Consider the following 23,914-nt stretch of genomic DNA (forward strand, 5'->3'; position numbering starts at 1 on the left):
GGTCCTGGGCGCGGGAGCGGTGCGGGGTGCGTGACGACGGCCCGGCGGCGCGCACGCTCGGTGAGGAGGCCATGCGAGCGGAGGCGGCGCCGAAGAACAACCCGGCGGACCTGATCAACACCGTGGTCAGGGCAATGGTGACGAGCCATGGGAGGTCGTGTTCCGCGTCGTGGTGCAGGGGATCAACCGTTACGCGTTCCGGTTCGAGGACCATGACGATCTTCGCCCGGCGCGGCAGTCCATGAGGCGCCCCGCGGGGGCGAGTCGAAGCGCCGCTTCGTCGGGGCCACCGGCGCGGCCTGCTGCTTCCGGCGCCTTGAGGGGCTGCACCACGGAGCGAGACGTCGTCCCATGGGGTCCAAGGCCGAGAGCCCGAACTACCTTCGCCACTCACCGGAAAGGGATGTTCCGGGCTGACCGGCATGCGCTCGAACTGCCAGGCGGGCCGCGCCTGGCCGCCCTCGACGGGATGCGCGTCGTCGCCGTCGGGGCCTCCGGTCGGGCCGACGGGAGGACGGCGGAAAGCGGAGGGCCCCAGCCGGATCGGATGCGTGGCGGACCGGCTGGGGCCCGGGGCCCGAGCTCCGGGGCGGGATGCATCGGGCTGTCTTGGATGTCAGGCAGGTACGGGGTCGCCGGGGGTGGGCTCGTCAGGCGGCTGTCCGGGCAGTGCTGAGGTCAATCAGGACCGCCCGGAGCGAGCGCCCAGGACCACCCCTCCGAGCGAGCGTCAGAAGGTGAAGGTGACGCCGTCGGCGTCGTTGAAGTACTTGTACGCGACGGCCTGCCAGACGCCGTTCACGTGGCGGTAGCCGACCACCTCGTCGGAGCTGATCCCGGTGAACACGCCGCCGGACCAGCAGTGACCGGGATTGATGATGGTCGTCGCAGCATCACCGCGGTACGGGAAAACACCGTACTCGTCGCTGCTGGACGAGTTGCACACACTGACGTGGCCGCTCTGCGTGGCGGCTTGCGCGGAGGTCGGAATGAGCAAGGCAGCCGCCGTCGCGGCGACAGCGGTACCCATCATGACCTTGGTCTTGATGCGAGACTTCATGGCGCAATTCCCCTATTCTCGATTGTCCATGGCGTGCACAGCAGTTGTGTTCGGTCGATCACGGTCGAATGCGTATCCCCCATGGGTTGGCCGACTGCCCTGCGGAATTCATTCAAACAGAGCCGGGGTGCTCGATGTTCATGCCGGAACGTGCCATGGTCAAAAGTGCTCATTGCATTGGCATTTAAGGCACCGGGCGTCAACTGTGGCCCACGGGCGAGGTCTCGGCGACTCGTCGTAGTCTTGGTGACGGGCTCTCATAAATGACCGTGCGAGAATTCTGCGATACGCGCTCGAGGGTTCCGCAAATGGCGATCTGCGACTTCGCGATGGGTTCCGGGGGGAGGCGTTCCTGCCGGACGACCGAGGCTGCGGCGGGCAGGCCGAGAAGGCAGGGTCACCCGTTCCGGGCCCGCCGTCCGACGACTTCGGCCCCGCCCCGGTCGGCACCGGCGACCGGAGAAGTCGCTCCGACCGTCGCCGGGACCGCGGGCCGACCGGCGCCCGCCGCTCTCACGCCACCGCCGCCAGCGTGTCGGCCAGTCGGCGCCGGGCCGCACGCGACGCCGGCAGCGCCGCGAGCCCGGCCGCGCCCAGCATGGTGGCCGCCCCGAAGACCACCAGGAGCAGCACCGGCGGGTCTTGGGCGATGCCCGCCCCGATACCGCTCGACCGGCCCTCCGCGTCGATCAGCCAGTGGGCGAGAGGAGCGCCGAGCGCCGCCGCGGCGGCGAAGGCGGCCAGGGCGGTGCAGCCCATGGCGGTCACGGTCACCGCGGTGATCTGACGCGGGGACAGGCCGATGGCCTTCCACGCCAACAGGTCGCGTTCGCCCTCGCGAACGATGCCGCCGATCGCCGTGAGCAGCTCGACGAGTCCGATGAGGGCCAGTACGAGGATGAGGCCCGCCACGACCCCGCGCAGCGGAGAGAGCTCGTCGGCGGGGTTCGTCACGGCCCGCACGTCCAGTCGGTCGTGCCCGGCGGCGACAAGCCGGCGGGCGACTGTGCTCGGGTCGGCGCCGGGGCGCAGCCGGACCTCGTACAGGGTCGGCGTGAGACGGGGGTCGTTCTCGCGGAGAGTGTCGAGCGAGGTGGAGATGACGCGGCCGGCGTTCTCCGGTTCGATGCTGCGCCCCACGATGTGCAGGACCTGGGGCTGGTCGCCGACGGTCATGCGGACCCAGTCGCCGACGCGCACCTGCAGCAGGTCGAGGAGGCCCTGGCCGGCGACCGCCTCGTCGCTCTGGCGCGCTGTGCGGCCCTCGGCGAGGGTGTAGGGGTAGGGGGAGCGGCGGGTGCCCAGGCCGCGGAGGGCGATCGTGGCCGTCTGCCCCGGGACCAGCGCGGCCATTTCGACGCCCGGGTACGCGGCCGCCACCTGCGGGTCGTGTTCCAGCAGGGCGCGGACATCCTGGTAGCCGAGTTCGCTGCGGGTATGGACGGTCAGAGCGGTGGGTACGCCGATCCGTTCGGGGTGGTCGTGGACGCTGTCGAGGGTCGTCCAGGCGCTCATGGCCACGACGATCAGCAGCAACGGCAGTGTGAGGCGGACGACGGTGGCCAGGGAGCGCGCCGGGCGGGTGAGGGTGGTGTGCAGGCCCAGGACCAAGGGGGCCGGCACTTTGATCTCGAGGGCTCGCCGCATCGGTGCCGGGAGACGGCGTCCCGGCCGGACGCGGGCCGCTATCGGTTCGTGTCCGGCGTGTGCGACGGTCGGCCGTGCGCCGGGTACCGCGGGGACGCGACCCGCACGCCAGGCCGCGAGCCCTGTGGTCGCGGCGATGAACAGCACCGCTCCCGCCGGGATGACGAACTGTGTCACCGAGTGGCCGGGCAGCACCTGCCACAGGCGGACGGCGTCTCCCAGCCGGCCCGGGACCTGGTCGCCCAGCGCATCCGTCACCGCGACCGCCGCGGCGGCTCCGAGAAGGGCGTACGCGATGTGCTGCGAGAGGAAGACGCGTACGACCTGGCCGGGGGTGAAACCGACGGCCTTCAGGACGGATATGTCGCGCAGGTGGCCGCGGATCCGGGTGGCGATCGCCCCGTGCACGGCGAACCCGGCGGCGACCAGCGCGCCGAAGCCGAACAGGCCCAGCACCTGGCCCAGAAGCCGGTTGTCGTCCTGGGCCTCGGCGCGTGCCTGCTGCCAAGTCGAGACTTCACCGATGGCGCCGGCGCCCAGAACGGTGACGGCCCGCTGGACGGCGTAGTCGGTCTCGGCGGGGTCGAGCAGGCGCAGCCCGATGATCTGGCCGGTGGGGTGGCGCACGGCGGAGGGGAGGGCCCAGACGATGCCCGGTTGCTCCCCCGGGCGGTAGCGGGCTTCAGCGGTGTCGGCCACACCCACGACCGTGACCGTTGCGGTGCCGTCCGGCAGAAAGAGGGTGTCGCCGGGTCCGGCGAGCAGGGCGCGGGCGAGGCTGCTCTCCAGGACCACGCCGTCGGGTGTCGTGGGGTCCAGCCAGTGGCCGGCGGTGAGCAGAGGGCGGCCCACGGAGGGGAGCGAGGGGGTCGCTCGCAGTTCCACGCCGGCGTGGGTTCCGCGTGAGGTGAGGGTGGTGGCAGCCGTGTCGTAGGGGCCGGCGACGGCTTCGATCCCGGTTACGGCCGTGAGCTTCGCGAGGTCGGTGGAAGTGCCGGTGTGGATCCAGACATGCGCGCCGCGGGCCTGGGAGAAGGTGCGCTGCCAGGGGTTGGTGGCGTAGCCGAACAGCCCGGCGGCCAGCAGCAGCGACATGACGATGCCGGCGGTGGCGAGCACCAGGAAGAGTGCCTCTCCGCGGTGCGTGCGCAGGTCGGATTGTGCCCAGCGCAAGGTGGCGCGCATGAGATCCAGCCCTTTCGGGGTCGTCGTACGTCCGCGGGTCAGTCCTTGAGTCTCAGCACTCCGGAGGCCCCCGGCCGGCGCGACGACGTGGTGTCGAGTTCCGCGTCGTCAGCGATCCGGCCGTCGAAAAAGCTGATCACCCTGTCCGCGGCACTCGCCAGCCGGGCGTCATGGGTGACCAGGACGATCGTCTGCCCACGCTGGTGGAACCGGGACAGCAGGCGCATCACCTCACGGGTGCCCTTGCTGTCCAGGCTGCCCGCCGGTTCATCGGCCAGCAGCAGCCGCGGATGGTTGACCAGAGCCCGTGCCAGGGCGACTCGCTGCTGTTCGCCGCCGGACAGCTCGCCCGGCATGCCGCGTTCCTTGCCCGTCATGCCCAGTTCGGCCAGGAGGACTTCGCGTTCGGCGCGGGCCCGCTTGGGTGGGACACCTGCGAGGAGGGCCGGCAGTTCCACGTTGTCGGCGACCGACAGGTTGGAGACGAGGTTGAAGAACTGGAAGACGATGCCGATCCGTCTGCGGCGCTCCACCGCCCAGCGGGCCTCCCGCCATGTGTCCGTGCATTCGCCGTCCAGCCAGATGCTGCCGCTGTTCGGCTGCTGCAGTCCGCTGAGCAGATGCAGCAGAGTGGATTTGCCGGCCCCGGACGGGCCGGTTATCGCCACGAACTCGCCGCGTCGGACGCACAGGTCGACACCGCGGACGGCGTGGGCCGGCCCGCTCTCACCGTGGTACGTCCGGACCAGGCCCTCGGCGCGCAGCACCGGAGCGGGGCCATCGCTCACTCCAGCTCCTCCAGCTCTTCCTGGCACCGTTCCAGCCAGTCGAGATCGGCCTGGAGGTGCAGCATCGCGCCCTCGATCAACAGGTGCGCGATTCGGTTGTCCCGGCTTTCTGCGGCGGCCAGCTTCGACAGGCCACGCATGGAGTTGAGGTACTGGCGTCGCTGTCTGTTGATCAGGGCGATCTGATCGGCGATGCCGGTCTGCGGGGCGAGGGCCAACTTCATGAAGAAGTCGTCCCGCACCCGCGGCTCGTCCTCGGGCCTGTCGAACCAGGCACGGAGCTCTGCCTGCCCGGACGCGGTCAGGCGGTAGACCTTCTTGTTGGGTCGGCTGGACTGCTCGATGTCCTCGCCCTCGATGAGTCCCTGCTTCTCGAGGCGGCCGAGGGTCACGTAGATCTGACCGACGTTCGGCTGAGGGTACGCGGAGCCCAGCAGTTGCTCAAGGTCTTGTTTGAGCTCGTAGCCGTGGGCGGGTCCCCGGGCCAGGAGCGCCAGGAGGGGCAGGCGCACTACCGTGGTCCTCCTGTCCTCACCGTGTGGTTCCTGGCTCTAGTATCGCCCATACCTAACGGGTATACATGGCCCGAGCCGTGGCGACGACGCCGGTGCTCACCGGTGCGCAGGGAGGAACCTATGCGGTGGATGAAAGCCGCGGGTAGGTGCCTCCTCGCTCTCGGGCTCGTACTGACCGCCTGTGTCTCGTCGAACGGGCCGGTCGCCGAGGGCGACGGCGGAGGCCGGGGGCCGCTCACACTGGCCACCGCCGGAGATCTCACCGGATATCTGGGCACCGTGCTGGCGGGGTGGAACCGCACGCACCCGGGCGAGCGGGTGACGCTGGTCGAGTTGCCCGACTCCGCTGACGAGACGCACGCGCAGATGGTCACGGACTTGCGCGGCGGAGACCGAAGCCGGTTCGACGTCCTCAACATCGACGTCACCTGGACCGCGGAGTTCGCGGCCGCGGGATGGGTCCGCCCGCTCGATCGCAGCCGCTTCGCACTCCGGTCCTTCCTGCGGCCGGTCGTGGACACCGCGACCTATGAGGGACGGCTGTACGCCGTCCCGTACGTCACCAACGCCGGACTGCTGCTGTATCGCAAGGACGTCCTCGACAAGGAGGGCGTTCCGCCGCCACGGACCTGGGCGGAGCTGGAGCGAGATGCGAAGACCATCGCGCCGAAGTACGGACTTGAGGGCTACGCGGGCCAGTTCCTTCCCTACGAGGGCCTGACGGTGAACGCCGCCGAAGCGGTCTACTCGGCGGGTGGCACCATCCTCGGGGACGAGGGTGACCGGGTCACGGTGAACTCCGCGGCGGCCCGCGAGGGGATCGGCTTCCTCGCGCGGGGTGTCCGGGAGGGCTGGATTCCGAAGTCGGCCCTGTCGTACAAGGAGGAGGAGTCCAAGCAGGCGTTCCAGGACGGCCGGCTGCTCTTCCTGCGCAACTGGTCGTACGCGTACGCCGTGGCGTCTGCTCCGGGGTCCCCGGTCGCCGGGAAGATCGGTGCCGTGCGGCTGCCGGGACCCGACGGGCCGGGCACCAGTGTGCTCGGCGGTTCCGACCTGGCCGTCAACACACATGCGCGGCACCCTGATTCGGCTGCTCGCCTCATCGCGTACCTGACCAGCGAGGCGGTTCAGCGTCAGGTGCTCACACTTGGCGCGCTGCCGCCCGTGCGGGCGGACCTGTACGAGGATCCGGACCTGGTGAAGAGGTTCCCCTACCTGCCCACGCTGCGCTCCAGCGTCCTCACCGCCGTGCCGCGGCCGAAGAGCCCGCGCTACGACCAGGTCAGCCTGGTGGTGCAGGCGGTGGTGCACGACGCGATGACTGGACACGACACGCCCCGGGCGGCGGTCGGGCGGCTGGCGCGGGAGCTCGCCGCCATCTCTCCTCGATAGTTTCTTGTTAGGTAAAGCTGGGCCTCAAGGTTTGGCTCTTCTAGGGCAATTTATCAGCATAAAAGCCCGGTCTTCTCTGGTGGTCATGTGATTGCCGTTGACACCCGCCGATCACGCCTACTTAACATGCATGCATAACTACCCGGCACCAGAGACAGGCAATGGGTGAACATGCACCGTTGGTGGCGCGACGCGGTCATCTACCAGGTGTACGTCCGCAGCTTCCTCGACAGCACCGGCGACGGCATCGGCGATCTCGCCGGAGTCAGGGCCGGACTGCCGTACTTGAAGAAGCTGGGCGTCGACGGGATCTGGCTGAGTCCCTTCTATCCCTCGCCGCAGCACGACCACGGCTACGACGTGGCCGACTACTGCGACGTCGACCCGACCTTCGGCGACCTCGCCGAGTTCGACCGGCTGACGGCGGCCGCCCGCCGGCTCGGCATCCGCGTCCTGCTCGACATCGTGCCCAACCACTGTTCCACCGAGCACCGTTGGTTCAAGGAGGCGCTCGCCGCGGGGCCGGGCAGCCCCGCCCGGGCCCGCTTCCACTTCGCCGACGGCCGCGGCCCCGACGGCTCCGAACCACCCAACAACTGGCACGCCATGTTCGGCGGCCCGGCCTGGACCAGGATCACCGAACCGGACGGACGCCCCGGCCAGTGGTACCTGCACATGTTCACGCCCGAGCAGCCCGACTGGAACTGGCGCGCCCCCGAGACCGGCGCCGAATTCGACCGCGTACTCCGCTTCTGGCTGGACCGGGGCGTCGACGGCTTCCGCATCGACGTGGCCGCCGGCCTCTTCAAGCATCCCGAGTTGCCCGATTCCCCGGACCCCGAGGCCGACGCCCGCACCCGCGACTCGGTCAACCCCCTCGCCTGGAACCAGCCCGAGGTGCATGACGTCTGGCGGCACTGGCGGGCGATCTGCGAGGAGTACGCGGCACGCGACGGCTCCGAACGCCTCCTCGTCGGCGAGGTCTCCGTCCCCACCGCCCGCGAACACGCCCGTTACGTCCGCCCCGACGAACTCCACCAGGCCTTCTTCTTCGACCTCCTGAGCGCCCCGTGGAACGCGGACGCCTTCCGCAAGGTCATCGCCGAGGCCATGCAGGACATCGCCGGCACCGGCTCCACGGTCACCTGGGTCCTCAACAACCACGACCAGATCCGCACCGTCACCCGCTACGGCGAACCCACCCCCGAGGGCAGCGGCCTCGGCCCGGCCCGAGCCCGCGCCGCCGCACTGCTGATGCTCGCGCTGCCCGGAGCCGCCTACATCTACCAGGGCGAGGAGCTGGGCCTGCCCGAGGTCGTCGACCTGCCCGACGACGTCCTCACCGACCCGATCTTCCGCCGCACCGGCAGCCGCGCCCGCATCCGCGACGGCTGCCGGGTGCCGCTGCCCTGGTCCGGACAGGCCTCCCCGTTCGGCTTCACCTCCGGAGCCGAGAGCGCCAAGCCCTGGCTGCCGCAGCCGGAGTACTTCGCCGAATACGCCACCGACCGCGCCCTCGCCGACACCCGCTCCTTCTGGCACCTGTACCGCGACGGACTCCAACTGCGCGCGTCTCTCGCCCAGTTGGGCGAGGGAACCCTGCACTGGCTGGACACCCCGCCCGGCGTGCTCGCCTTCGCCCGCGGCGACGGCCTCGTCTGCGCCGTCAACTTCGGTACGGCACCCACCCCCGCGCCGGTCTCCGGCACCCCTCTGCTCTCCAGCGGCCCCTGCCCGGCCGGGATGCTCCCCGGCTCGACGGCCGCCTGGTGGATCAACGACCTCTGACCTTTTCCGCAGCCAACAGCATTCGAAGGGACATCAACGATGATGCGACGACGTACCACCCTGATCATGAGCTGTACCGCCCTCTCCCTCGCACTCGGCGCGACCGCCTGCGGCGGCAGCGGCCCCGTCACCGCGGGCGGCGGCGACAAGGCGCTCAGCGGCCAGACGGTCACCGTGGCCGGGGTCTGGTCCGGCACCGAGCAGAAGAACTTCCAGAAGGTGCTGGACGCGTTCAGCGCGAAGACCGGAGCCAAGACGCAGTTCGTGTCCACCGGGGACAACGTATCCACCGTCATCGGCAGCAAGATCGAGGGCGGCAACGCACCGGATGTCGTCATGGTCCCGCAGGTCGGGGTGGTTCAGCAGTTCGCCAAGCAGGGCTGGCTCACCCCGCTGTCGACCACCACCGAGAAGTCCGTCGACGCCGGCTACGCGCCCGTCTGGAAGAAGTACGGCAGCGTCGACGGAACCCTCTACGCCCTCTACTTCAAGGCCGCCCACAAGTCGACGGTCTGGTACAGCCCCGACGCCTTCAGCCAGGCCGGCGTCAAGCCACCCACCTCCTACGACGACATGCTCAAGGTCGGGCACACGATCTCCGACTCCGGCCTCGCGGCGTTCTCGGTCGGCGGCCAGGACGGCTGGACCCTGACCGACTGGTTCGAGAACATCTACCTCTCCCAGGCCGGCCCCGAGAAGTACGACGCCCTGGCCGCCCACAAGCTGAAGTGGACCGACCCCTCGGTCGTCCAGGCCCTCATCACCCTCGGCAAGCTCTTCAAGGACAAGGAGCTGATCGCCGGTGGCCAGAAGGAGGCCCTCAACACCGATTTCCCGAGCTCGGTGGAGAAGGTGTTCGGGCCCAAGCCCGACGCGGCCATGGTCTACGAGGGCGACTTCGTCGCCGGTGTCGCTCACGACCAGTTCGGCAGGACCATCGGCAAGGACGCGAACTTCTTCCCCTTCCCGGCGGTCGACGGCGGCAAGGCCCCGGTCGTCAGCGGCGGCGACGCCGCGGTGGTCCTCAAGGCGGGCAAGAACGCCAAGGCCGGCATGAAGCTCCTCGAATACCTCGCCACCCCCGAGGCATCGGCCGTGTGGGCGAAGGCGGGCGGCTACCTGTCCCCGAACAAGAACCTCCCCCTCGACTCCTACAGCGACGACGTCACCCGCGCCACCGCCGAGTCCCTCGTCGAGGCGGGCGACTCCGTCCGTTTCGACATGTCCGACCAGGCCCCCGCGGCCTTCGGCGGCACCAAGGGCGCCGGTGAGTGGAAGCTGCTCCAGGACTTCCTGCGCGACCCCTCCGACCCCAAGGGCATCGCGGCCGAGCTGGAGACCGCCGCGGCCAAGGCCTACAAGGGCTGACGGACCATGACATCCACCTTGGTCAAGGAGGCGGCGAGCCCGCCGTCAGCCGGACCCGTCGAACGTGCTCGCCGCTCGCGGCGGCGGGCACGGCTCGGCGCCGTGCTGTTCGTCTTCCCGGCGCTGCTCCTGCTGGGCGCGCTCGTCGTCTACCCCGTGCTGTTCTCCGTCGGCCGCAGCTTCTTCGACGCCTCCGGCACCCGCTTCGTGGGCGCCGGCAACTACACGGAGATGTTCCGCGACCCGGCGACCCTCAAGGCCGTCCGCAACACGGCCATCTGGGTCGTCGTGGCACCGACCCTGCTGACCGGCCTCGGCCTGGTCCTCGCCGTGCTGGTGGAGAAGGTCCGCTGGGCGACGGCCTTCAAGCTGCTGCTGTTCATGCCGATGGCCGTGTCCTTCCTGGCCGCCGGCATCATCTTCCGCCTCGCCTACGATCAGGACCCCTCCAAGGGCGTCCTCAACGCGGCCGCCGTCAGCGTGCACGACGCCTTCAAGGGCACCTCCGCGTACCCGACCGCCAGGGCCCGCGACGGCCACGGGATCACGTCGAGCCCGGACGGCTCGTACCGGACGAGCGAGCGCATACCGCCCGGCACGTCCGTGGACTTCGGGATGGTGGGCATCGCCCCCGGCGATGTGCCCGGCGACGCGCGACTCGCGTACCCGGCCACCGGCCGAAAGGCCGCACCCGACGAGGTGAACGGGGTCGTCTACCTGGACTTCACCCCCGGCGGGGGAGGAGTCCAGGGCAAGGTCGACCGGAAGGAGAGCGGACTGCCGAAGATGCGCGTCGAAGCGGTCACCGCCGACGGCAGGACGGTCGCGAGCACCACCACGGCCGCCGACGGTTCGTTCCGCTTCTCCGGCCTGACGTCCGGCACGTACACGCTCAAGCTGCCCGCCTCGAACTTCGCCCAGCCCTACCAGGGCGTGTCATGGCTGGGACCGACCCTCGTGACCCCGGCCATCATCGGCGCGTACCTGTGGATCTGGACCGGATTCGCCATGGTCCTGATCGGGGCGGGGCTCGCGGCCCTGCCGCGGGACGCGCTGGAGGCCGCGCGGATGGACGGCGCCAACGAATGGCAGATCTTCCGGCGGATCACGGTGCCGCTGCTGGCCCCCGTGCTGACCGTCGTCTTCGTGACCCTGGTCATCAACGTGATGAAGGTCTTCGACCTCGTCTATGTCATCGCCCCCGGCCCGGTGCAGGAGGACGCGACCGTCCTCGCCACCCAGATGTGGCTGGTGTCGTTCGGCGGCGGCAACAACCAGGGTCTGGGCAGCGCCCTGGGCGTGCTCCTGCTGCTGCTGGTCATCCCGGCCATGGTCTTCAACGTCCGCCGTTTCCGAAGGAGTCAGCGATGAACGCGATACGGCGTGGGCTGGGCAACGGCCTGGTGCAGGCCTTCCTCGTGGTGACCGGTCTGGTGTGGCTCACCCCGCTGGCAGGGCTCCTGCTGTCATCCCTGCGGTCGGCCCAGGACACGGCGAAGGGCGGCTGGTGGACGGTGTTCGCCAGCCCCGGCCAGCTCTCCTTCGACAACTACACGGCATTGCTGAAGAACTCCGGCATGACGCGGTCCCTCTGGAACACGGTGCTCATCTCGGTACCGGCGACGTTCCTGGTCGTGGTCATCGCGGCACTCGCGGGCTACGCCTTCGCCTGGCTCGACTTCCCGGGCCGGGACGGCGTCTTCCTGCTCGTGGTGGCCCTTCTGGTGGTGCCGGTACAGATCGGCCTGCTGCCGGTCGCCAAACTCTTCGGAGAACTGGGCCTGTTCGGCACCATCCCCGGTGTGGTGCTGTTCCACGTGGCCTACGGCCTCCCCTTCGCGGTGTTCCTGTTGCGGAACTACTTCGCCGAGATGCCGAAGGAGATGCTGGAGGCGGCGCGCGTGGACGGCGGCGGCGAGTGGCGGATCTTCGTCCAGCTGGTTCTGCCGGTGGGCCGGCCGGCCATCGCCAGCCTCGCCATCTTCCAGTTCCTGTGGGTGTGGAACGACATGCTGGTGGCCCTGCTGTTCGCGGACAGCTCCTCCCAGCCGCTGACCGTCGAACTCCAGTCCCAGATCCGGCAGTTCGGCAGCAACATCGATGTGCTTGCACCGGGCGCGTTCCTGTCGCTGGTGGTGCCCGTGGTGGTGTTCTTCGCCTTCCAACGGCACTTCGTCCAGGGCGTGATGGCGGGGTCGGTCAAGTAGACCGACCCGCGGCAGGAGTCACCGGGCGGCCACAGGGTGTAAGGAAGTGCAGTGCGGGTGCCTTTCCTTACCCCCTGTCCCTTGAAAGCAGCAGACGTCTTCCCGACTGCGTACGGTGGCTTGTGCCTGCGGTAGGCGACAGGTGCGGGCGCCCCGCGTCGTACCGCACGGACAGGTGACGAGAACAGGATTCGAATATGTCAGCAGCGCAGTCAGACACGAGTCCCCGGTCCGACGCGCCGGACGCACCGGACGAGCCGGCTGCCGTGTGGCACCAGCCGCTTCCTTGGTCACGTTCCCGGGCGGGCCGGGCGACCACGGCCGTCCGGGAACCCGCGGCGGGGCGGCGCCCGGCGCACCAGGACGAGAGCGAGGAGCCCGAACGGGGCGCGCGGGAGGCGGACGAGACGCACCGTCGTACAGTGCCGGCAGGTTTGAGCCTGTGGTTCGGACGCCGCCGACGCGGCGGACACGACTCCGACGCCCAGGCCGAGGAGGAGGCCGGACCCACGGCCGAGGAGGAGGCCGGACCCACGGCCGAGGAGGAGGCCCTGCCCACGCCCGGTGAGGGACACGGCGCCAGGGTCGAGGAGGAGGCCGATGACCCGGACGGGGATCCGGACGACAGCATGACGGCCCGCGGTTCCCGGCCGCGTGTCAACGTGAAGGTCGCCGGGACGGCGGCCCTGCTGGGCGCCGCACTGCTCACGACCCCGTTCCTCCTGACACAGAGCGGCGACGCGGACCACACCGCACGGAACGCCGCAGGCGCCCGCCCGGACGACGCGGTCGGACAGGACGGCCTCGCGTCGCCCGGCATCCCGACGACGCCCACCGTTCCGGAGCGTCCGTCCGCGCCGTCCGGCAAAGCCACTGCCAGCCATCCGTCGGCGAAGGCGGCAGAGGACGCGGCGAAGAAATTTGTCGAGGAGTCCCCTAAGCATTATCCCCCAGGGGAAACCGACAAGACCGGTCACGAGGCAACGGCAACGCACGCCGCGGCGGCCAAGTCCTCGAAGCCGACGAGCAAGTCGACCACCAAGTCGACCACCAAGCCGACCGCTACCGCCGTGCCGACCTCGCTGAACATCCCCGCGGGCCAGTCCCTCGGTCAGGGCCAGTCCTGGAAGACCGACCGCCTCACCGTGACCATGCAGACGGACGGCAACTTCGTCGTCTACAACGCGGCGCACAAGGGCCTGTGGTCGACGCGGACCAACGGCTACGGCTATCGGGCGAAGATGAACAGCGACGGCAACTTCGTCATCTACGACAAGGCGGGGAACGACATCTGGGACACCGGTACGAGCGGCCACTCCGGTGCGTACTTCCGCCTCGGCCACGACGGCAACGTGATGGTCGTCTACCAAGGACACGCCATCTGGAACGCCGGCACGAGGGTGGTATGAACACCTCTGTGCTGCGCCCGGGTCAGGCGAGCCACTGGCGCACATGGCGACGCGCGGCGCTGATACGGGACTTGACGGTGCCCAAGGGCAGCTCCGTGCGCTCGGCGATTTCCGCGTAGCTCATGTGGCAGATGTCCCGGTAGATCAGCGGCAGAGCCAGAGAGGGGTAGTCACGCTCGAGACGATCGAGCGCGTCCAGCAGGTCGACGCGGTGGCCGGCGATCACGCTGGTGGTGCGCGGTTCCGGCGGGTACATCGCCTCCATGGACACCGGCAGTTCGGTCCGTCGGCGTTTCAGCTCGCGGTACTTCTGGCGAGCGCAGTTGGTGACCACGGCGTGCAGCCAGGTGCTGAAGAGGCTGCGCTGCTCGAACAGGGTGATGTTGCGGGCCACTTGCAGAAGCACGTCCTGGGCCGCTTCCTCGGCGTCCTGGCGGTTGGGCAGGAACCGTCCGCAGCGGCGGAGTACTTCGGGGCGGATCGCCTGCAGCAGGAGGTTCAGGGAGCCCGAATCCCCACTCGCGGCCAGGGCGGCGAGGCTTTCGGCGTCAGGGGGGAGTGGCACGGGAGTACTCCCTTGTGTTCAGGGCGTCGGACGGATCAGGGCGGCAAAGTGCCTGTCCCCCGCATGTAGGACCGTGATCGGTGATTGCACGCTATCGGCACAGTTGTTGTGCCGGCGCCCGAAGAAAAGTTCGTTGTGCTGGTGCCCAAAAAATGGGGATCATGTTGGTCCTGTGCACGTTGTGCTGGGCTGTGTCGCGCGTCGAGACTGGCGCATAGGCATCTTCGGGCATAGGACCCGGCATGCCGGACGGGCGCCGGGTGAGGTGCCCTCACCGTCTCGGCGGTGTGAGGCGGTGACCGGTACCGAGTGTCGCTGGTGTGCGGCACGACGGGCGGGCGCCGACTGCGCCGCATCCCTGGGCCGGTCGAATGTCGAACGGCGACTGCGCTGGAGTTCCGCTCTCATGTCAACACTTGTCACTGTCGGACGTCACCGCCTGCAACGCCTTTTGGGCTGCGGAGGTTTCGGCATGGTCTGGCTCGCCTATGACGACCTGCTGGACGCCCCGGTCGCGGTAAAGGTCATGGCGGAGAAGTGGGTTCACCGGTCCGACCTCCGGGAGCGTTTCCTGGACGAGGCCCGGCTGCTGCGCCAGGCCGCGTCGGACCGCGTGGTGCAGGTCCACGACATCGGTGAACTGCCCGACGGGCGACCGTACTTCGTCATGACCTACGCCGACAGCGGAACGCTGGCCGACCGGCTGGCACAGGGGCCCCTGACCGTCGACCAGGCGCTGCGGTTCGCGGTGCAGGCCGCACGAGGTGTGGCCGACCTGCACGCGGCCGGCATCGTGCACCGTGACATCAAGCCCTCCAACATCCTGCTCCAGACGCTGTCGGGCGGCCGTGAGCGGCTGCTGGTGGCCGATCTCGGCCTGGCCAAGAGTCTGGCGCACGCCTCGGGACTGACGCAGGGCGTGGGATCACCCGGCTACATGGCCCCCGAGCAGCTCCCCGAGGACGTCTTGGTCGATGTCGACGAGCGCGCCGACGTCTACGGCCTGGGCGTACTCACCTACGAGCTGCTGACCGGGAGCCTGCCGGCCTCGACCGAACAACTCGACTGGCCCGGACCGCCGCGGCCGCAGGTGCCGGCGGCGGTCCGGCGCGTGACGCGACGCGCCCTCGATCCCGAGCGGAAGCGGCGCTGGGCCGACGCCGCCGAGTTCGCCGACGCACTCGAAACCGCCGGTGTCGCGCCCCTCCGCAGCCGCCTGTTCCGAACTGCCGCAACCGGCAAGGGCACCGGCGGACGGAGAGTGGGGGCGATTCTCGCCGGGGCCGCCGTCCTGGTCACCGCGGGGTGGGCCACACACGCGGCCTTCGAAGCGGACTCCGCGGTGGACGCGAAACCCGGCGCGGTGGCCGGTGGCACCGCGACTGCCGAGCCGCACGCGACCTCTACGGCTTCGACATCACCGTCACCGCACCGAGCATCCCCCGTGCGGGCTTCGTCGGCCTCACCCACACGGTCCGCCGCGCCGTCATCAAGCCCCTCCGCCGGGCTCGGCGCCGAAGCGACGAAGACGACGGGTCCGTCCGGCAAGGCGGCGGACCCGCACCCGAGCGAGACGGCAGCGACCTCGCCCGAATGGACCACGTTGACCGTGCGACATGACCAGCAGCTGATGCCGGGCGAGTCCTGGCAGACCAACCGGACGACCATGACGATGCAGACCGACGGCGAGCTCGTCATCTACGACGAGGACCACCACCGGCGCTGGTCCTCGGGCACCTCCGGCACCGGATATCGCGCCATCATGCAGGCCGACGGCAACCTCGTCGTCTACAACAGGGACACCTTCGGTGTCTGGAGCTCCGTCACGTCCGGCCACGACGGCGCCTATCTCTACTTCGGTACCGATGGCGACGTCAGCGTGGTCTACCAGGGCACCACCCTCTGGTCGGCCGGCACCCAGCACTGACGGACCGTCGATCGTCAAGCCCCGGCGCCGGCCGTGGCGCCGGGGGTTTCCGCCCCGTCCGCCGGTGTGCGGGGCGACTCGTCCATCCCAGGGATCGACACGAACTCCACGGCCTCCGCGCTTGCCTCGGCCAGTACATCGTGGGCTTCCGTGGTCGCCTCGGCTTCCGTGGTTGCCTCGGCCAGTTCCGTGGTCGCTTCGGCTTCCGTGGTTGCCTCGGCTTCCGTGGTCGCCTCGGCTTCCGTGGTCGCCTCGGCGGCCGGGGTGTCATTAGGAGCGGGTGCGTGTGTGGCGATCGCTTCCCGCAGCGGCTCGGTCTGCACGAGCATGCTGACCGCGCTGGCCGGATTGATGTAGAGCAGGTGCGCCTCGGGCAACCGGGGAAGGAGATCGACCACCGGCCGGACCTCGGCCAGCAGCCGCCCCGCGTGTCGAAGCTGGTCGGCCGATGTGTAGACGGGGAGGACGGGGGTGCCGTCGGGGGCGACGCCGGTCAGGGGGGTGCCGTCGCCGGTGACCCAGAAGGCCACTTCGGCGGCTACGAGGCTGCGGTAGACGTCTTCGGCCGGGCCGTATCCGGTACTGGCGAGCTGGACCGCGGCGTCGACAGGGTCGGTGGGCTCGGGCCAACCCAGGGTCTCGGGCGATGGGCGGTACTCCGTGTTCTCCTGCCACTCCTGAATGGCGCCGTCCGGGCCGGAACGCCATCTGCCGACCACGGCCCATGAGGGCGGCGGGCCCTCGCCTCGCCAGGCGGGGTCCACCTTGCCGATCCAGTGGCCGGGTGTGCTCTCGGCTGCCACGCGGACTTCCTCCGGCGGCTCGGGAATCTCGGGTCGGTCCGACTGCGCAGGCAGTTCGAGGGGGTTGCTCATCGCATTCTCGCTGTCAGTGGTGTCGGTGTTGCCGGAACTGGGTGGTCGGTGTTTCGCATCGAAGCCAGCCGGGCTGCGGGCTTTCGGTCAGCAGAGTACGAAAGCCACTCTCCTGACGGTCATTGGGCCCATCAGGAGAGGGGTGATCAACCCACTGACGGTGCCGGCGTCAGTGCTGGACGGGCGAGTTCGCTTTCCCGTTCTCCTGACTTTTTCGGAAAGGGTTCGCAGTTCGAGGAACTGTGCACGCATCAGTCTGCCGTTCTCGCGAGCCTCGCAATACTCGGAGCCGTCCGCAGTGCACTCGTGAGCACCCGCGAGTGCGCGTACAGACATGAAATTCCGGACACAGCGCGACTTTGTCGGCGAGTGATGTAGGACGGGTACATGGCCGGACGGGCGAACCGACGGCTTCACGGATGCCCGCACAATGCCCTGACCGCTATCGCGTAGCGACTGGTGCGTTGCGACCCGCCGCATCCGGCCCGGTGGCCGTGCTCGCACCGCCGGAAACTCAGCGACCCAGGAAGAGTCATCGATCATGGAAATGCTCCACCGAACTGTCGCATCGGCCGTGGCTGCCGACACCGTCGCAACAGGTGGCGCGGCAGTCGCGGGACGGTCCGCAGTCGCAGTGGAGTCCGTCGTCGGCTACCCGCTCGACGACTTCCTGGCGTCTCAAACGACTCTGAGTGCGCCTCATTTCCAGTTGGTCCGGGAGGCACTCTTCGACGACCTCGATCATGTCAACGAGATGCACGCCAGATGTTCGCTGGATTCACGCTACGCCCGCTACGGCGCCGCACGTCAAGCCCTGACCCCCCGTGAGTGGCGGCGCCTGTGTGACCAGGCCAACGGAATCACCGTGGTCGCCGCCCCGCTCCATAACCCGTCTCGTGTGATCGCCGTCGCCTGTCTGATGCGGACTTCGGCCTTACATATGCGAGAACTCGGGATTCTCGTCGAGGACGCCTGGCAAGGAAAAGGCCTGGGCAGCATCTTGACCCGTCACATGGCGGCCCTCACTCGCACGCGAGCCCTCGACTGTCAGGTCATCACAGCCACCACGGGGAGCGGCAATCAACGAATGCTCTCCATTTTGCGCGGGATGGGAGCCCGTATGAGCCCCTCTCGCGGCGGGACGGTCGATGCCCTGATCCGTATGAAGACGTAGGTAACCGCTCGGCGGGCCCTTGACAACTCGGCCGCACCAGGAACAACGGGATCCCCAGGCCGGCAGGAACACTGAGGTGTTGAGCGGTCTCATGGATGATGAAGCCGTACATACAGGTGTGGACGACGACCTCCCGGTGCTCGTCGCTGTGGACCCGCAATGACCCGTGGGCCTCCTCTCACATGAGCAGGCCCTCCGTGTACTCGGCCTTCGGGACATCACGCTTCTCGGCGGTGAAGATCTCATGCCGCGCGAGCGCATGGGGGGTGAGATCGATGACCGGGTCGCGAGTCACCTTCAGCAGCCAACCGCGCACCGGGCGGCCCTGTCCCGTGCGCAGTTCGTCGACATGGGTCCAGGCACGAACGAAGCCTTTACGGGCGGTAGCTCAAGTCGGTCGGAGTGTCAGTGGTCGCCGCCATACTCAGAAGACGTGCACCTGACTTTCAGGCGCATGTCCAGGAGTCCTCGACCGAGTAGGAACGAATTGACACCCGAGAGCGACGCGGTGCCCGACCGCGACCCGTACCTTCTGGCGCAGATGCGAGAGGCCTTCGGGCGCGTGGTCTACAGCCACAAGACCCATGAGAAGCAGGCGGACATCTGCTTCACCAAGCACCGCTGGCAGCAGGGCGTCCTCATCGGTCTCACCGCGATCAGCTCGGGCACCTTCCTCGCCGCGGTGGTCGGCCTGCTCGGCAACGCAGTGCTGACGAGCCTCGCGACCTCTTCTATCGCGCTCCTGGTCAGCTGGATGAGCCTTGGGACGAAGACCTTCAAGTTCGAGGAGGAGTCCGAGGCCCACCGCGGTATCGCCTCTCGGCTGTGGGACGTCCGGGAGTCCTACATCTCCCTCATCGCCGACCTGATGTCCGGCACCGTCTCCAACGGGGAGGGCCGAGAGCGGCGGAACGAGCTGCAGCAGGCCGCGCGCGACGCGTACGCCGACGCGCCCAGGACGAGCAACAGGGCGTTCGAGCGCGCCCAGGGCGGGCTGCAGAACAACGAGGAGATGACGTTCACCTCGCACGAGATCGACCTCTTCCTCCCCGAGGCGCTCCGGCTCAGCGAAGGCGAGGCATGACGATGAAGACCTCAGAGATCTTCGAAACGCTGCTCGAGAACCTGAAGGTCGGGGAGACGGCCACGACGGTCGCCTCGCGCCGGGACGAGATCACGAAGGCGCTCAACAAGGACTTCCGCGACAAGGACGGCTGCACCGAATACAAGCTGATGGTCGGATCGTTCGGCCGGCACACCGCGATCAAGGGCGTGTCCGACCTCGACATGATCTTCATCCTCCCGCCCGGGATCCGGTCGAGCTACGACGGGGACACCGGCCCGCGGAGGATTCTCGAGAGGGTCCGCGACGACCTCAAGGCGCGGTACAAGAACACGGAGATCCGCGTCGACCAGTGCGTCGTCCGCGTGCGGTTCACGTCCAACGCCTTCAAGTTCGAGGTCCAGCCGGCATTCGAGAACGCCGACGGCAGCTTCGACTACCCGGACACGAAGGCTGAGGGCTGGAAGGTCACCAAGCCGCGCGAGGAGATCGCCGCGACCAAGGAGTGCAACGACCGCACCTCGACGAACATGCGCCACCTCGCCCGGATGGCACGGGCATGGAAGAACGCGAACGGCGTAAACATGGGCGGCCTGCTCATCGACACCCTCGTCTACAGCTTCTTCGACCAGACCGACGACTACGACGCAGCGGGCACAGGCTCGTTCGACCTCATGGCACGCGACTTCTTCGAATTCCTCAAAGATCAGCCAGAGCAGGAGTACTACCTGGCGCTGGGCAGTCGGCAGCGGGTCCACGTCAAGGCGCAGTTCCAGCCGAAGGCGAAGAAGGCGTACAACCGATGCCTCGAGGCGATCGCGGACGAAGGCAAGACGTCCGCCAACAAGAAGTGGCGCGAGGTCTTCGGCACGTCGGTGCCGCTGGCGAAGAGCGCGAGCGAGTCGTCCCGGTCGTTCAGGGACACCGAGGAGTTCATCGAGGACGAGTTCCCGGTCGACGTCTCCGAGACCGTCTCCATCGACTGCGAGGTCACGCAGGCCGGATGGCGTCCGACCTGGCTCCGCGCGATGCGTCGCGGCGGGATCCTACTCAAGGCCGACAAGAACTTGAGGTTCGTGGTCACCAACTGCTCGGTCGAGGAGCCCTACACGCTGAAGTGGAAGGTGCTCAATCGTGGCCCGGAAGCCGAGCGGCGGGACAAGATCCGCGGCCAGATCGTCGACTCGAGCAAGCCGGGAGTCCGCACCGAGCACTCGGACTTCAAAGGCGAGCACGTCATCGAGTGCTACGTCATCAAGGACGGGGTCGTCGTCGCTCGGGACCGGATCGACGTGCCGATCAGCAACACGAGCGTCAAGACGGCGAACGTCTCGTAGGGAACCGATCCCCGGAGCGCGACGAGGCCCCGACGAATCTGCCGGGGTCTCGTCGCATCAGACGCATCCGCCCGTGGGGTCGAAGCATGAGCAGTTCTCTCGCTGCCATGTCCGAGTCCCTGCTCAACGCCGAGATGGCCTTCGCGGGAGCGGTACGCTGCCCGCCGCGCGGCTGAGCTGCGCTCCGAGGATCCCAGCAGGTCCGCAGAGCAGATCGTCGACCTGCTCCGCGACGAAGCAGATGCGGCGGGAGCGGAGTTCCGGCGGGTTCGAGACCTCGGCTGAGGCTGGTTCTCCGTCGGATGCTTCCGGAGAATGGTGCCGTGGAACGGCGGATCGACTTCTCGCGAGAGCGGCAGATGCTCTGTGGGCGCTGCGATCATCGGTGGCGCGTCGATCTGAACTGGGTCGACCGGTGGGAGCAGGCGAAAGAGACCTGCCCCGGCTGCGGCATGACCTGCGAGCACGAGGACTCGCCCCGGGTGACGCTCGACTCCGGCGACCCGGCGCTCGACGACGACAGGGTCGCGCAGTTCTCCTGGTACCACACGAGCACGCAACCGGACTGGCCGACGCGGGACTTCGACCCGGCAGCCGTCCTGACTCCCAAGACCCGCAGGATGATGGGCGGAGAGCAGCGGGTCGCTGAGTGGGCCGCGCGCCAGCGGGCGAAGGCCCTCCACGTCGGCACGTACGAGGCCGCTGTCCACAACATGCTGCGTCGGATCCGCAACCAGGCCGACCAGCGCAGCCAGTTCTCTCTGTATCGGGTCCGCCTGAAACCATCCGTCGTGGTGCGGAAGGAGTGGCTCGTCGACCCCAGCAACTTCGTCGGCGACGTCGGGCTCGACGAGGTCTGCCCGCCAGGCGTCGACCTCGCCCGCTACCTGAACTACCACGAGGATCCGGGAGGACTCTCGCTCGCACTGGGGAGGAACGCGATCGCCAGCGTTCAGCGGATCGCTGTTCCGCTCCCCGACACCTGGGATGGCGGCTGGGTGCGCGATGCCGTCGCGGCTCTTGGGGGCGTGAGCGACACCGCCGTCCCGACGACCGGCAAGCCGGCCCGCCTCATGCGGCCGTCATCGTCGCGAGCCGTCCTGGGCCGAGAGCTCGGTGCGTTGCTGGCTGGCAGGCTGCCGGTCAACCTCCGGGGCCAGTTCGCGTCGGCCGCGGCGTTCGCGGAGGGAGAGGATCCAGAGCAGTGGGCGCGACGGACCAGCGGCCTGTTCTATCTGATCGACGATCCGGCTCGCGTGCTGGCTGCGCTCGACCAGCAAGATCCCCGGGAGGTCTGAGAACGGCCTGTCCGTCACCGTTGAGGACGCGGGCGACGGTGGCAACAGGACAGCGGTGCCGTCGCCTGACAGCAGCGCGACCAGAACGTCCCGCTGTACGCGGAGGAGCCCTGCTGCTCTCCAGGGTCGCCAGTCGAGGGGGCCTTGGCATGCTGAGTGTGCCGCTGAGACGAAGAGCCGAGCTGGATTGGAGCGTGCCTATGATCGATGCAGGATGGCGTTGCTGGTTCCGACGCCATCACCCACGACCGCCAGCTGCGCGAGCTGACCGTCGACGAGCTGGCCTATGTGCTCCGGATGCTCATCACCCGATCTCGGCCGACGCCCTTCGCGGAGATGGAGCGATACGCTCGTCCTGTGACCGTCGACGACCTCGTCGCGATCTCCTGTGCGCTCGACACGACCCCCGTAGTGCTGCTGTCGCACATCGGTTTGGCACCCCGTTCCCGGAGTGCGACAGCACCGCGTCGCGGCGGGCCAGGGCGGCGGCCCGGTGCGGGGCGCCGGGGCAGGTCCAGCCGAAGACGTCGGCGCGGATCAGGGCGCCGATCCACTCCTGGTACGGGTTGTCGTAGGTGGCGGTGAGGGGCGGTTTCAGCCCGTTGGTGAGGTTGCGGTAGGCGGCCCGTTCCGCCGTGAAGGTCTGGAGGTACGGCAGCCTTTGCAGCCACCGCTCGCCGACCTGCTCGGTGCTGAAGCCGAAGCCGTGGGTCTCCAGGAGGTCGAGGCCGAGGATCGCGTAGTCCACGTCGTCGTCGCGGCAGCTGCCGTGGATCCGGCCGCGCACGCACTGGCGCCACTCGGGGCGCAGTGCGAGGGCGTCGGTCTCGTCGGCGGGCTCGGGCAGGTAGTCGGTGAGCGGCAGGGCGGCGGCCCGCCGCAGATAGCCGTCGATGCGCTCCCGGGTCCACAGGTCGCCCCGCTCGACCGGTTTGCCGAGCATGTTGCCCGCGATCCGGCCGAGCCAGCCGCCGAGCACACGGTCGGCGAACCCGGGTCCCGGACTGCTCACACCGCTCATGGCAGTGGTCTACCCGTTTTCCGGGGTCCTGCCTTCCCGGGCGGTTGCCGGCCTCTTCCCAGGCTTCGGGCACGGCATGACGGCAAGGGTGTCCTCCGGTTAAGGTCACAGCGGCGCGACTGGCCTTGACGTGCGTGAGGCCCGGAGAGCAAGGGGATACAGGTGACACAGCGCGTGCTCATCGCCGCGGACAAGTTCAAGGGCTCGCTGACGGCCGTGCAGGTCGCCGAGCGGGTCACGGCGGGGCTCAGGCGCATCGTGCCCGGCCTCGACGTCGAGGCGCTGCCCGTCGCGGACGGCGGGGACGGCACGGTCGCCGCGGCGGTCGCGGCCGGGTTCGACCGGCACGAGCGGGAGGTCGCCGGGCCGCTGGGCCAGGAGGTCACCGCCGCGTTCGCGCTGCGCGGCGACACCGCGGTCGTGGAGATGGCCGAGGCGAGCGGGCTGCAGCGGCTGCCCCGCGGGGTCTTCGCGCCCCTGACGGCCTCCACCTACGGCTCCGGAGAGCTGCTGCGGGCCGCACTCGACGCGGGTGCGCGCACGATCGTCTTCGGTGTCGGCGGGAGCGCCACGACCGACGGTGGCGCCGGGATGCTGTCGGCCCTCGGGGCGCGGTTCCTGGACGAGGACGGCGGCCCGGTGCCGCCGGGCGGCGGCGGCCTCGCGGAGCTGGCCCGCGCGGACCTGTCCGGGCTGGACCCGCGCCTGGCCTCCGTCGACCTGATCCTCGCCAGCGACGTCGACAACCCGCTCACCGGTCCGAAGGGCGCGCCCGCGGTCTACGGCCCGCAGAAGGGGGCCTCGCCGGACGACGTGGCCGCCCTCGACGAGGCGCTCGGCCACTTCGCGAAGGTCCTGGAGGCCGAGGTCGGCCCACGCGCCGTCGAGTACGCGGCGGCGCCGGGTGCCGGGGCCGCCGGGGGCATCGGGTACGGCGTCCTGCTGCTCGGCGCCCGCTTCCGGCCCGGCATCGAGGTCATGCTCGACGTCCTGGGCTTCGCGCCGGCGCTGGAGCGGGCGTCGCTCGTCATCACCGGCGAGGGCTCGCTGGACGAGCAGACCCTGCACGGGAAGGCCCCGGCCGGGGTGGCGGCCGCGGCGCGCGCCGCCGACAAGGAGGTGATCGCGGTGTGCGGCCGCCTCGCCCTGGCGCCGGAGGCGATCGGGCGGGCCGGGATCCGCCGTGCCTACCCGCTCACCGAGGTCGAACCGGACGTGGTGAAGTGCATCGCGGACGCCGGGCCGATCCTGGAGCGGGTCGCCGAGCAGATCGCGCGGGACTTTCTCTGCTGAGG

The 23,914-nt window shown here is 69.3% G+C and carries 18 protein-coding genes and 1 pseudogene; 12 read left to right on the top strand and 7 right to left on the bottom strand.

Annotated features, from left to right (window positions below; all coding sequences use genetic code 11):
• Positions 1–730: 730 nt before the first annotated feature.
• The 4 genes from OHB00_RS40595 to OHB00_RS40610 form a co-directional block, all read right to left on the bottom strand.
• On the bottom strand, positions 731–1,060 hold the full coding sequence (locus OHB00_RS40595) for a hypothetical protein (RefSeq protein ID WP_406442589.1): 330 nt from the start codon (positions 1,058–1,060) through the stop codon (positions 731–733).
• A 513-nt stretch (positions 1,061–1,573) separates the two neighbouring features.
• Complete coding sequence (locus tag OHB00_RS40600) at positions 1,574–3,892, bottom strand: ABC transporter permease (protein ID WP_406442591.1); 2,319 nt, start codon at positions 3,890–3,892, stop codon at positions 1,574–1,576.
• A 38-nt stretch (positions 3,893–3,930) separates the two neighbouring features.
• Positions 3,931–4,680, bottom strand: coding sequence for an ABC transporter ATP-binding protein (locus tag OHB00_RS40605; RefSeq protein ID WP_406442593.1), 750 nt, complete (start codon positions 4,678–4,680; stop codon positions 3,931–3,933).
• On the bottom strand, positions 4,677–5,192 hold the full coding sequence (locus tag OHB00_RS40610; protein ID WP_406442594.1) for a PadR family transcriptional regulator: 516 nt from the start codon (positions 5,190–5,192) through the stop codon (positions 4,677–4,679). The genes OHB00_RS40605 and OHB00_RS40610 overlap by 4 nt, the downstream gene beginning before the upstream one ends.
• A gap of 123 nt (positions 5,193–5,315) precedes the next feature.
• Between OHB00_RS40610 and OHB00_RS40615 the strand changes: the two genes are divergently transcribed.
• The 6 genes from OHB00_RS40615 to OHB00_RS40640 all read left to right on the top strand — a co-directional run bounded on the left by OHB00_RS40615 (position 5,316) and on the right by OHB00_RS40640 (position 13,359).
• Positions 5,316–6,587, top strand: coding sequence for an ABC transporter substrate-binding protein (locus OHB00_RS40615; protein WP_406442595.1), 1,272 nt, complete (start codon positions 5,316–5,318; stop codon positions 6,585–6,587).
• A 171-nt stretch (positions 6,588–6,758) separates the two neighbouring features.
• Positions 6,759–8,375 carry a glycoside hydrolase family 13 protein gene (locus OHB00_RS40620; protein WP_406446191.1) on the top strand — a complete coding sequence of 539 codons (1,617 nt, stop codon included), beginning with the start codon at positions 6,759–6,761 and terminating at the stop codon, positions 8,373–8,375.
• A gap of 39 nt (positions 8,376–8,414) precedes the next feature.
• Positions 8,415–9,743, top strand: a complete 1,329-nt coding sequence (locus OHB00_RS40625) for an ABC transporter substrate-binding protein (protein WP_406442597.1) — start codon at positions 8,415–8,417, stop codon at positions 9,741–9,743.
• Between the two features lie 6 nt (positions 9,744–9,749).
• Entirely contained in the window at positions 9,750–11,114 is a 1,365-nt protein-coding gene (locus OHB00_RS40630; RefSeq protein ID WP_406442599.1) for an ABC transporter permease subunit, read from the top strand.
• Complete coding sequence (locus tag OHB00_RS40635) at positions 11,111–11,950, top strand: carbohydrate ABC transporter permease (protein ID WP_406442601.1); 840 nt, start codon at positions 11,111–11,113, stop codon at positions 11,948–11,950. Before OHB00_RS40630 ends, OHB00_RS40635 begins: the two co-directional genes overlap by 4 nt.
• A 434-nt stretch (positions 11,951–12,384) precedes the next feature.
• The gene (locus OHB00_RS40640; protein ID WP_406442603.1) at positions 12,385–13,359 is read left to right on the top strand and encodes a hypothetical protein; all 975 of its coding nucleotides are present in this window, start codon (positions 12,385–12,387) and stop codon (positions 13,357–13,359) included.
• Positions 13,360–13,381: 22 nt separating this feature from the next.
• On the opposite strand, the gene OHB00_RS40645 is transcribed toward OHB00_RS40640, so the two are convergent.
• On the bottom strand, positions 13,382–13,924 hold the full coding sequence (locus tag OHB00_RS40645) for an RNA polymerase sigma factor (RefSeq protein WP_406442605.1): 543 nt from the start codon (positions 13,922–13,924) through the stop codon (positions 13,382–13,384).
• A 406-nt stretch (positions 13,925–14,330) separates the two neighbouring features.
• Here OHB00_RS40645 and OHB00_RS40650 point away from each other — a divergent pair, with 406 nt between their 5' ends.
• A complete protein-coding gene (locus OHB00_RS40650; protein ID WP_406442607.1) occupies positions 14,331–15,851 on the top strand; it encodes a protein kinase domain-containing protein in 1,521 nt (506 codons plus the stop codon).
• 14 nt (positions 15,852–15,865) lie between these two features.
• On the opposite strand, the gene OHB00_RS40655 is transcribed toward OHB00_RS40650, so the two are convergent.
• Positions 15,866–16,654, bottom strand: a complete 789-nt coding sequence (locus OHB00_RS40655) for a type VII secretion system-associated protein (protein WP_406442609.1) — start codon at positions 16,652–16,654, stop codon at positions 15,866–15,868.
• Between the two features lie 706 nt (positions 16,655–17,360).
• On the opposite strand from OHB00_RS40655, the gene OHB00_RS40660 reads away from it, so the two are divergent.
• The 4 genes from OHB00_RS40660 to OHB00_RS40675 all read left to right on the top strand — a co-directional run bounded on the left by OHB00_RS40660 (position 17,361) and on the right by OHB00_RS40675 (position 21,598).
• Positions 17,361–17,900, top strand: a complete 540-nt coding sequence (locus tag OHB00_RS40660) for a GNAT family N-acetyltransferase (protein WP_406442611.1) — start codon at positions 17,361–17,363, stop codon at positions 17,898–17,900.
• A gap of 487 nt (positions 17,901–18,387) precedes the next feature.
• Positions 18,388–18,984, top strand: a complete 597-nt coding sequence (locus OHB00_RS40665; RefSeq protein ID WP_406442612.1) for an SLATT domain-containing protein — start codon at positions 18,388–18,390, stop codon at positions 18,982–18,984.
• Positions 18,981–20,300 carry an SMODS domain-containing nucleotidyltransferase gene (locus OHB00_RS40670; protein ID WP_406442614.1) on the top strand — a complete coding sequence of 440 codons (1,320 nt, stop codon included), beginning with the start codon at positions 18,981–18,983 and terminating at the stop codon, positions 20,298–20,300. The genes OHB00_RS40665 and OHB00_RS40670 overlap by 4 nt, the downstream gene beginning before the upstream one ends.
• Before the next feature lie 323 nt (positions 20,301–20,623).
• On the top strand, positions 20,624–21,598 hold the full coding sequence (locus OHB00_RS40675; protein WP_406442616.1) for a hypothetical protein: 975 nt from the start codon (positions 20,624–20,626) through the stop codon (positions 21,596–21,598).
• Positions 21,599–22,007: 409 nt separating this feature from the next.
• On the opposite strand, the pseudogene OHB00_RS40680 reads toward OHB00_RS40675, so the two are convergent.
• A pseudogene (locus OHB00_RS40680) lies at positions 22,008–22,619 on the bottom strand (ADP-ribosylglycohydrolase family protein); the annotation flags it as partial.
• 174 nt (positions 22,620–22,793) lie between these two features.
• Between OHB00_RS40680 and OHB00_RS40685 the strand changes: the two are divergent.
• Complete coding sequence (locus OHB00_RS40685; RefSeq protein ID WP_406446193.1) at positions 22,794–23,912, top strand: glycerate kinase; 1,119 nt, start codon at positions 22,794–22,796, stop codon at positions 23,910–23,912.
• Positions 23,913–23,914 lie beyond the last annotated feature (2 nt).

Origin of the sequence: Streptomyces sp. NBC_00631, assembly GCF_045206895.1 — a bacterium.
In the GTDB taxonomy this organism is placed as follows: domain Bacteria; phylum Actinomycetota; class Actinomycetes; order Streptomycetales; family Streptomycetaceae; genus Streptomyces.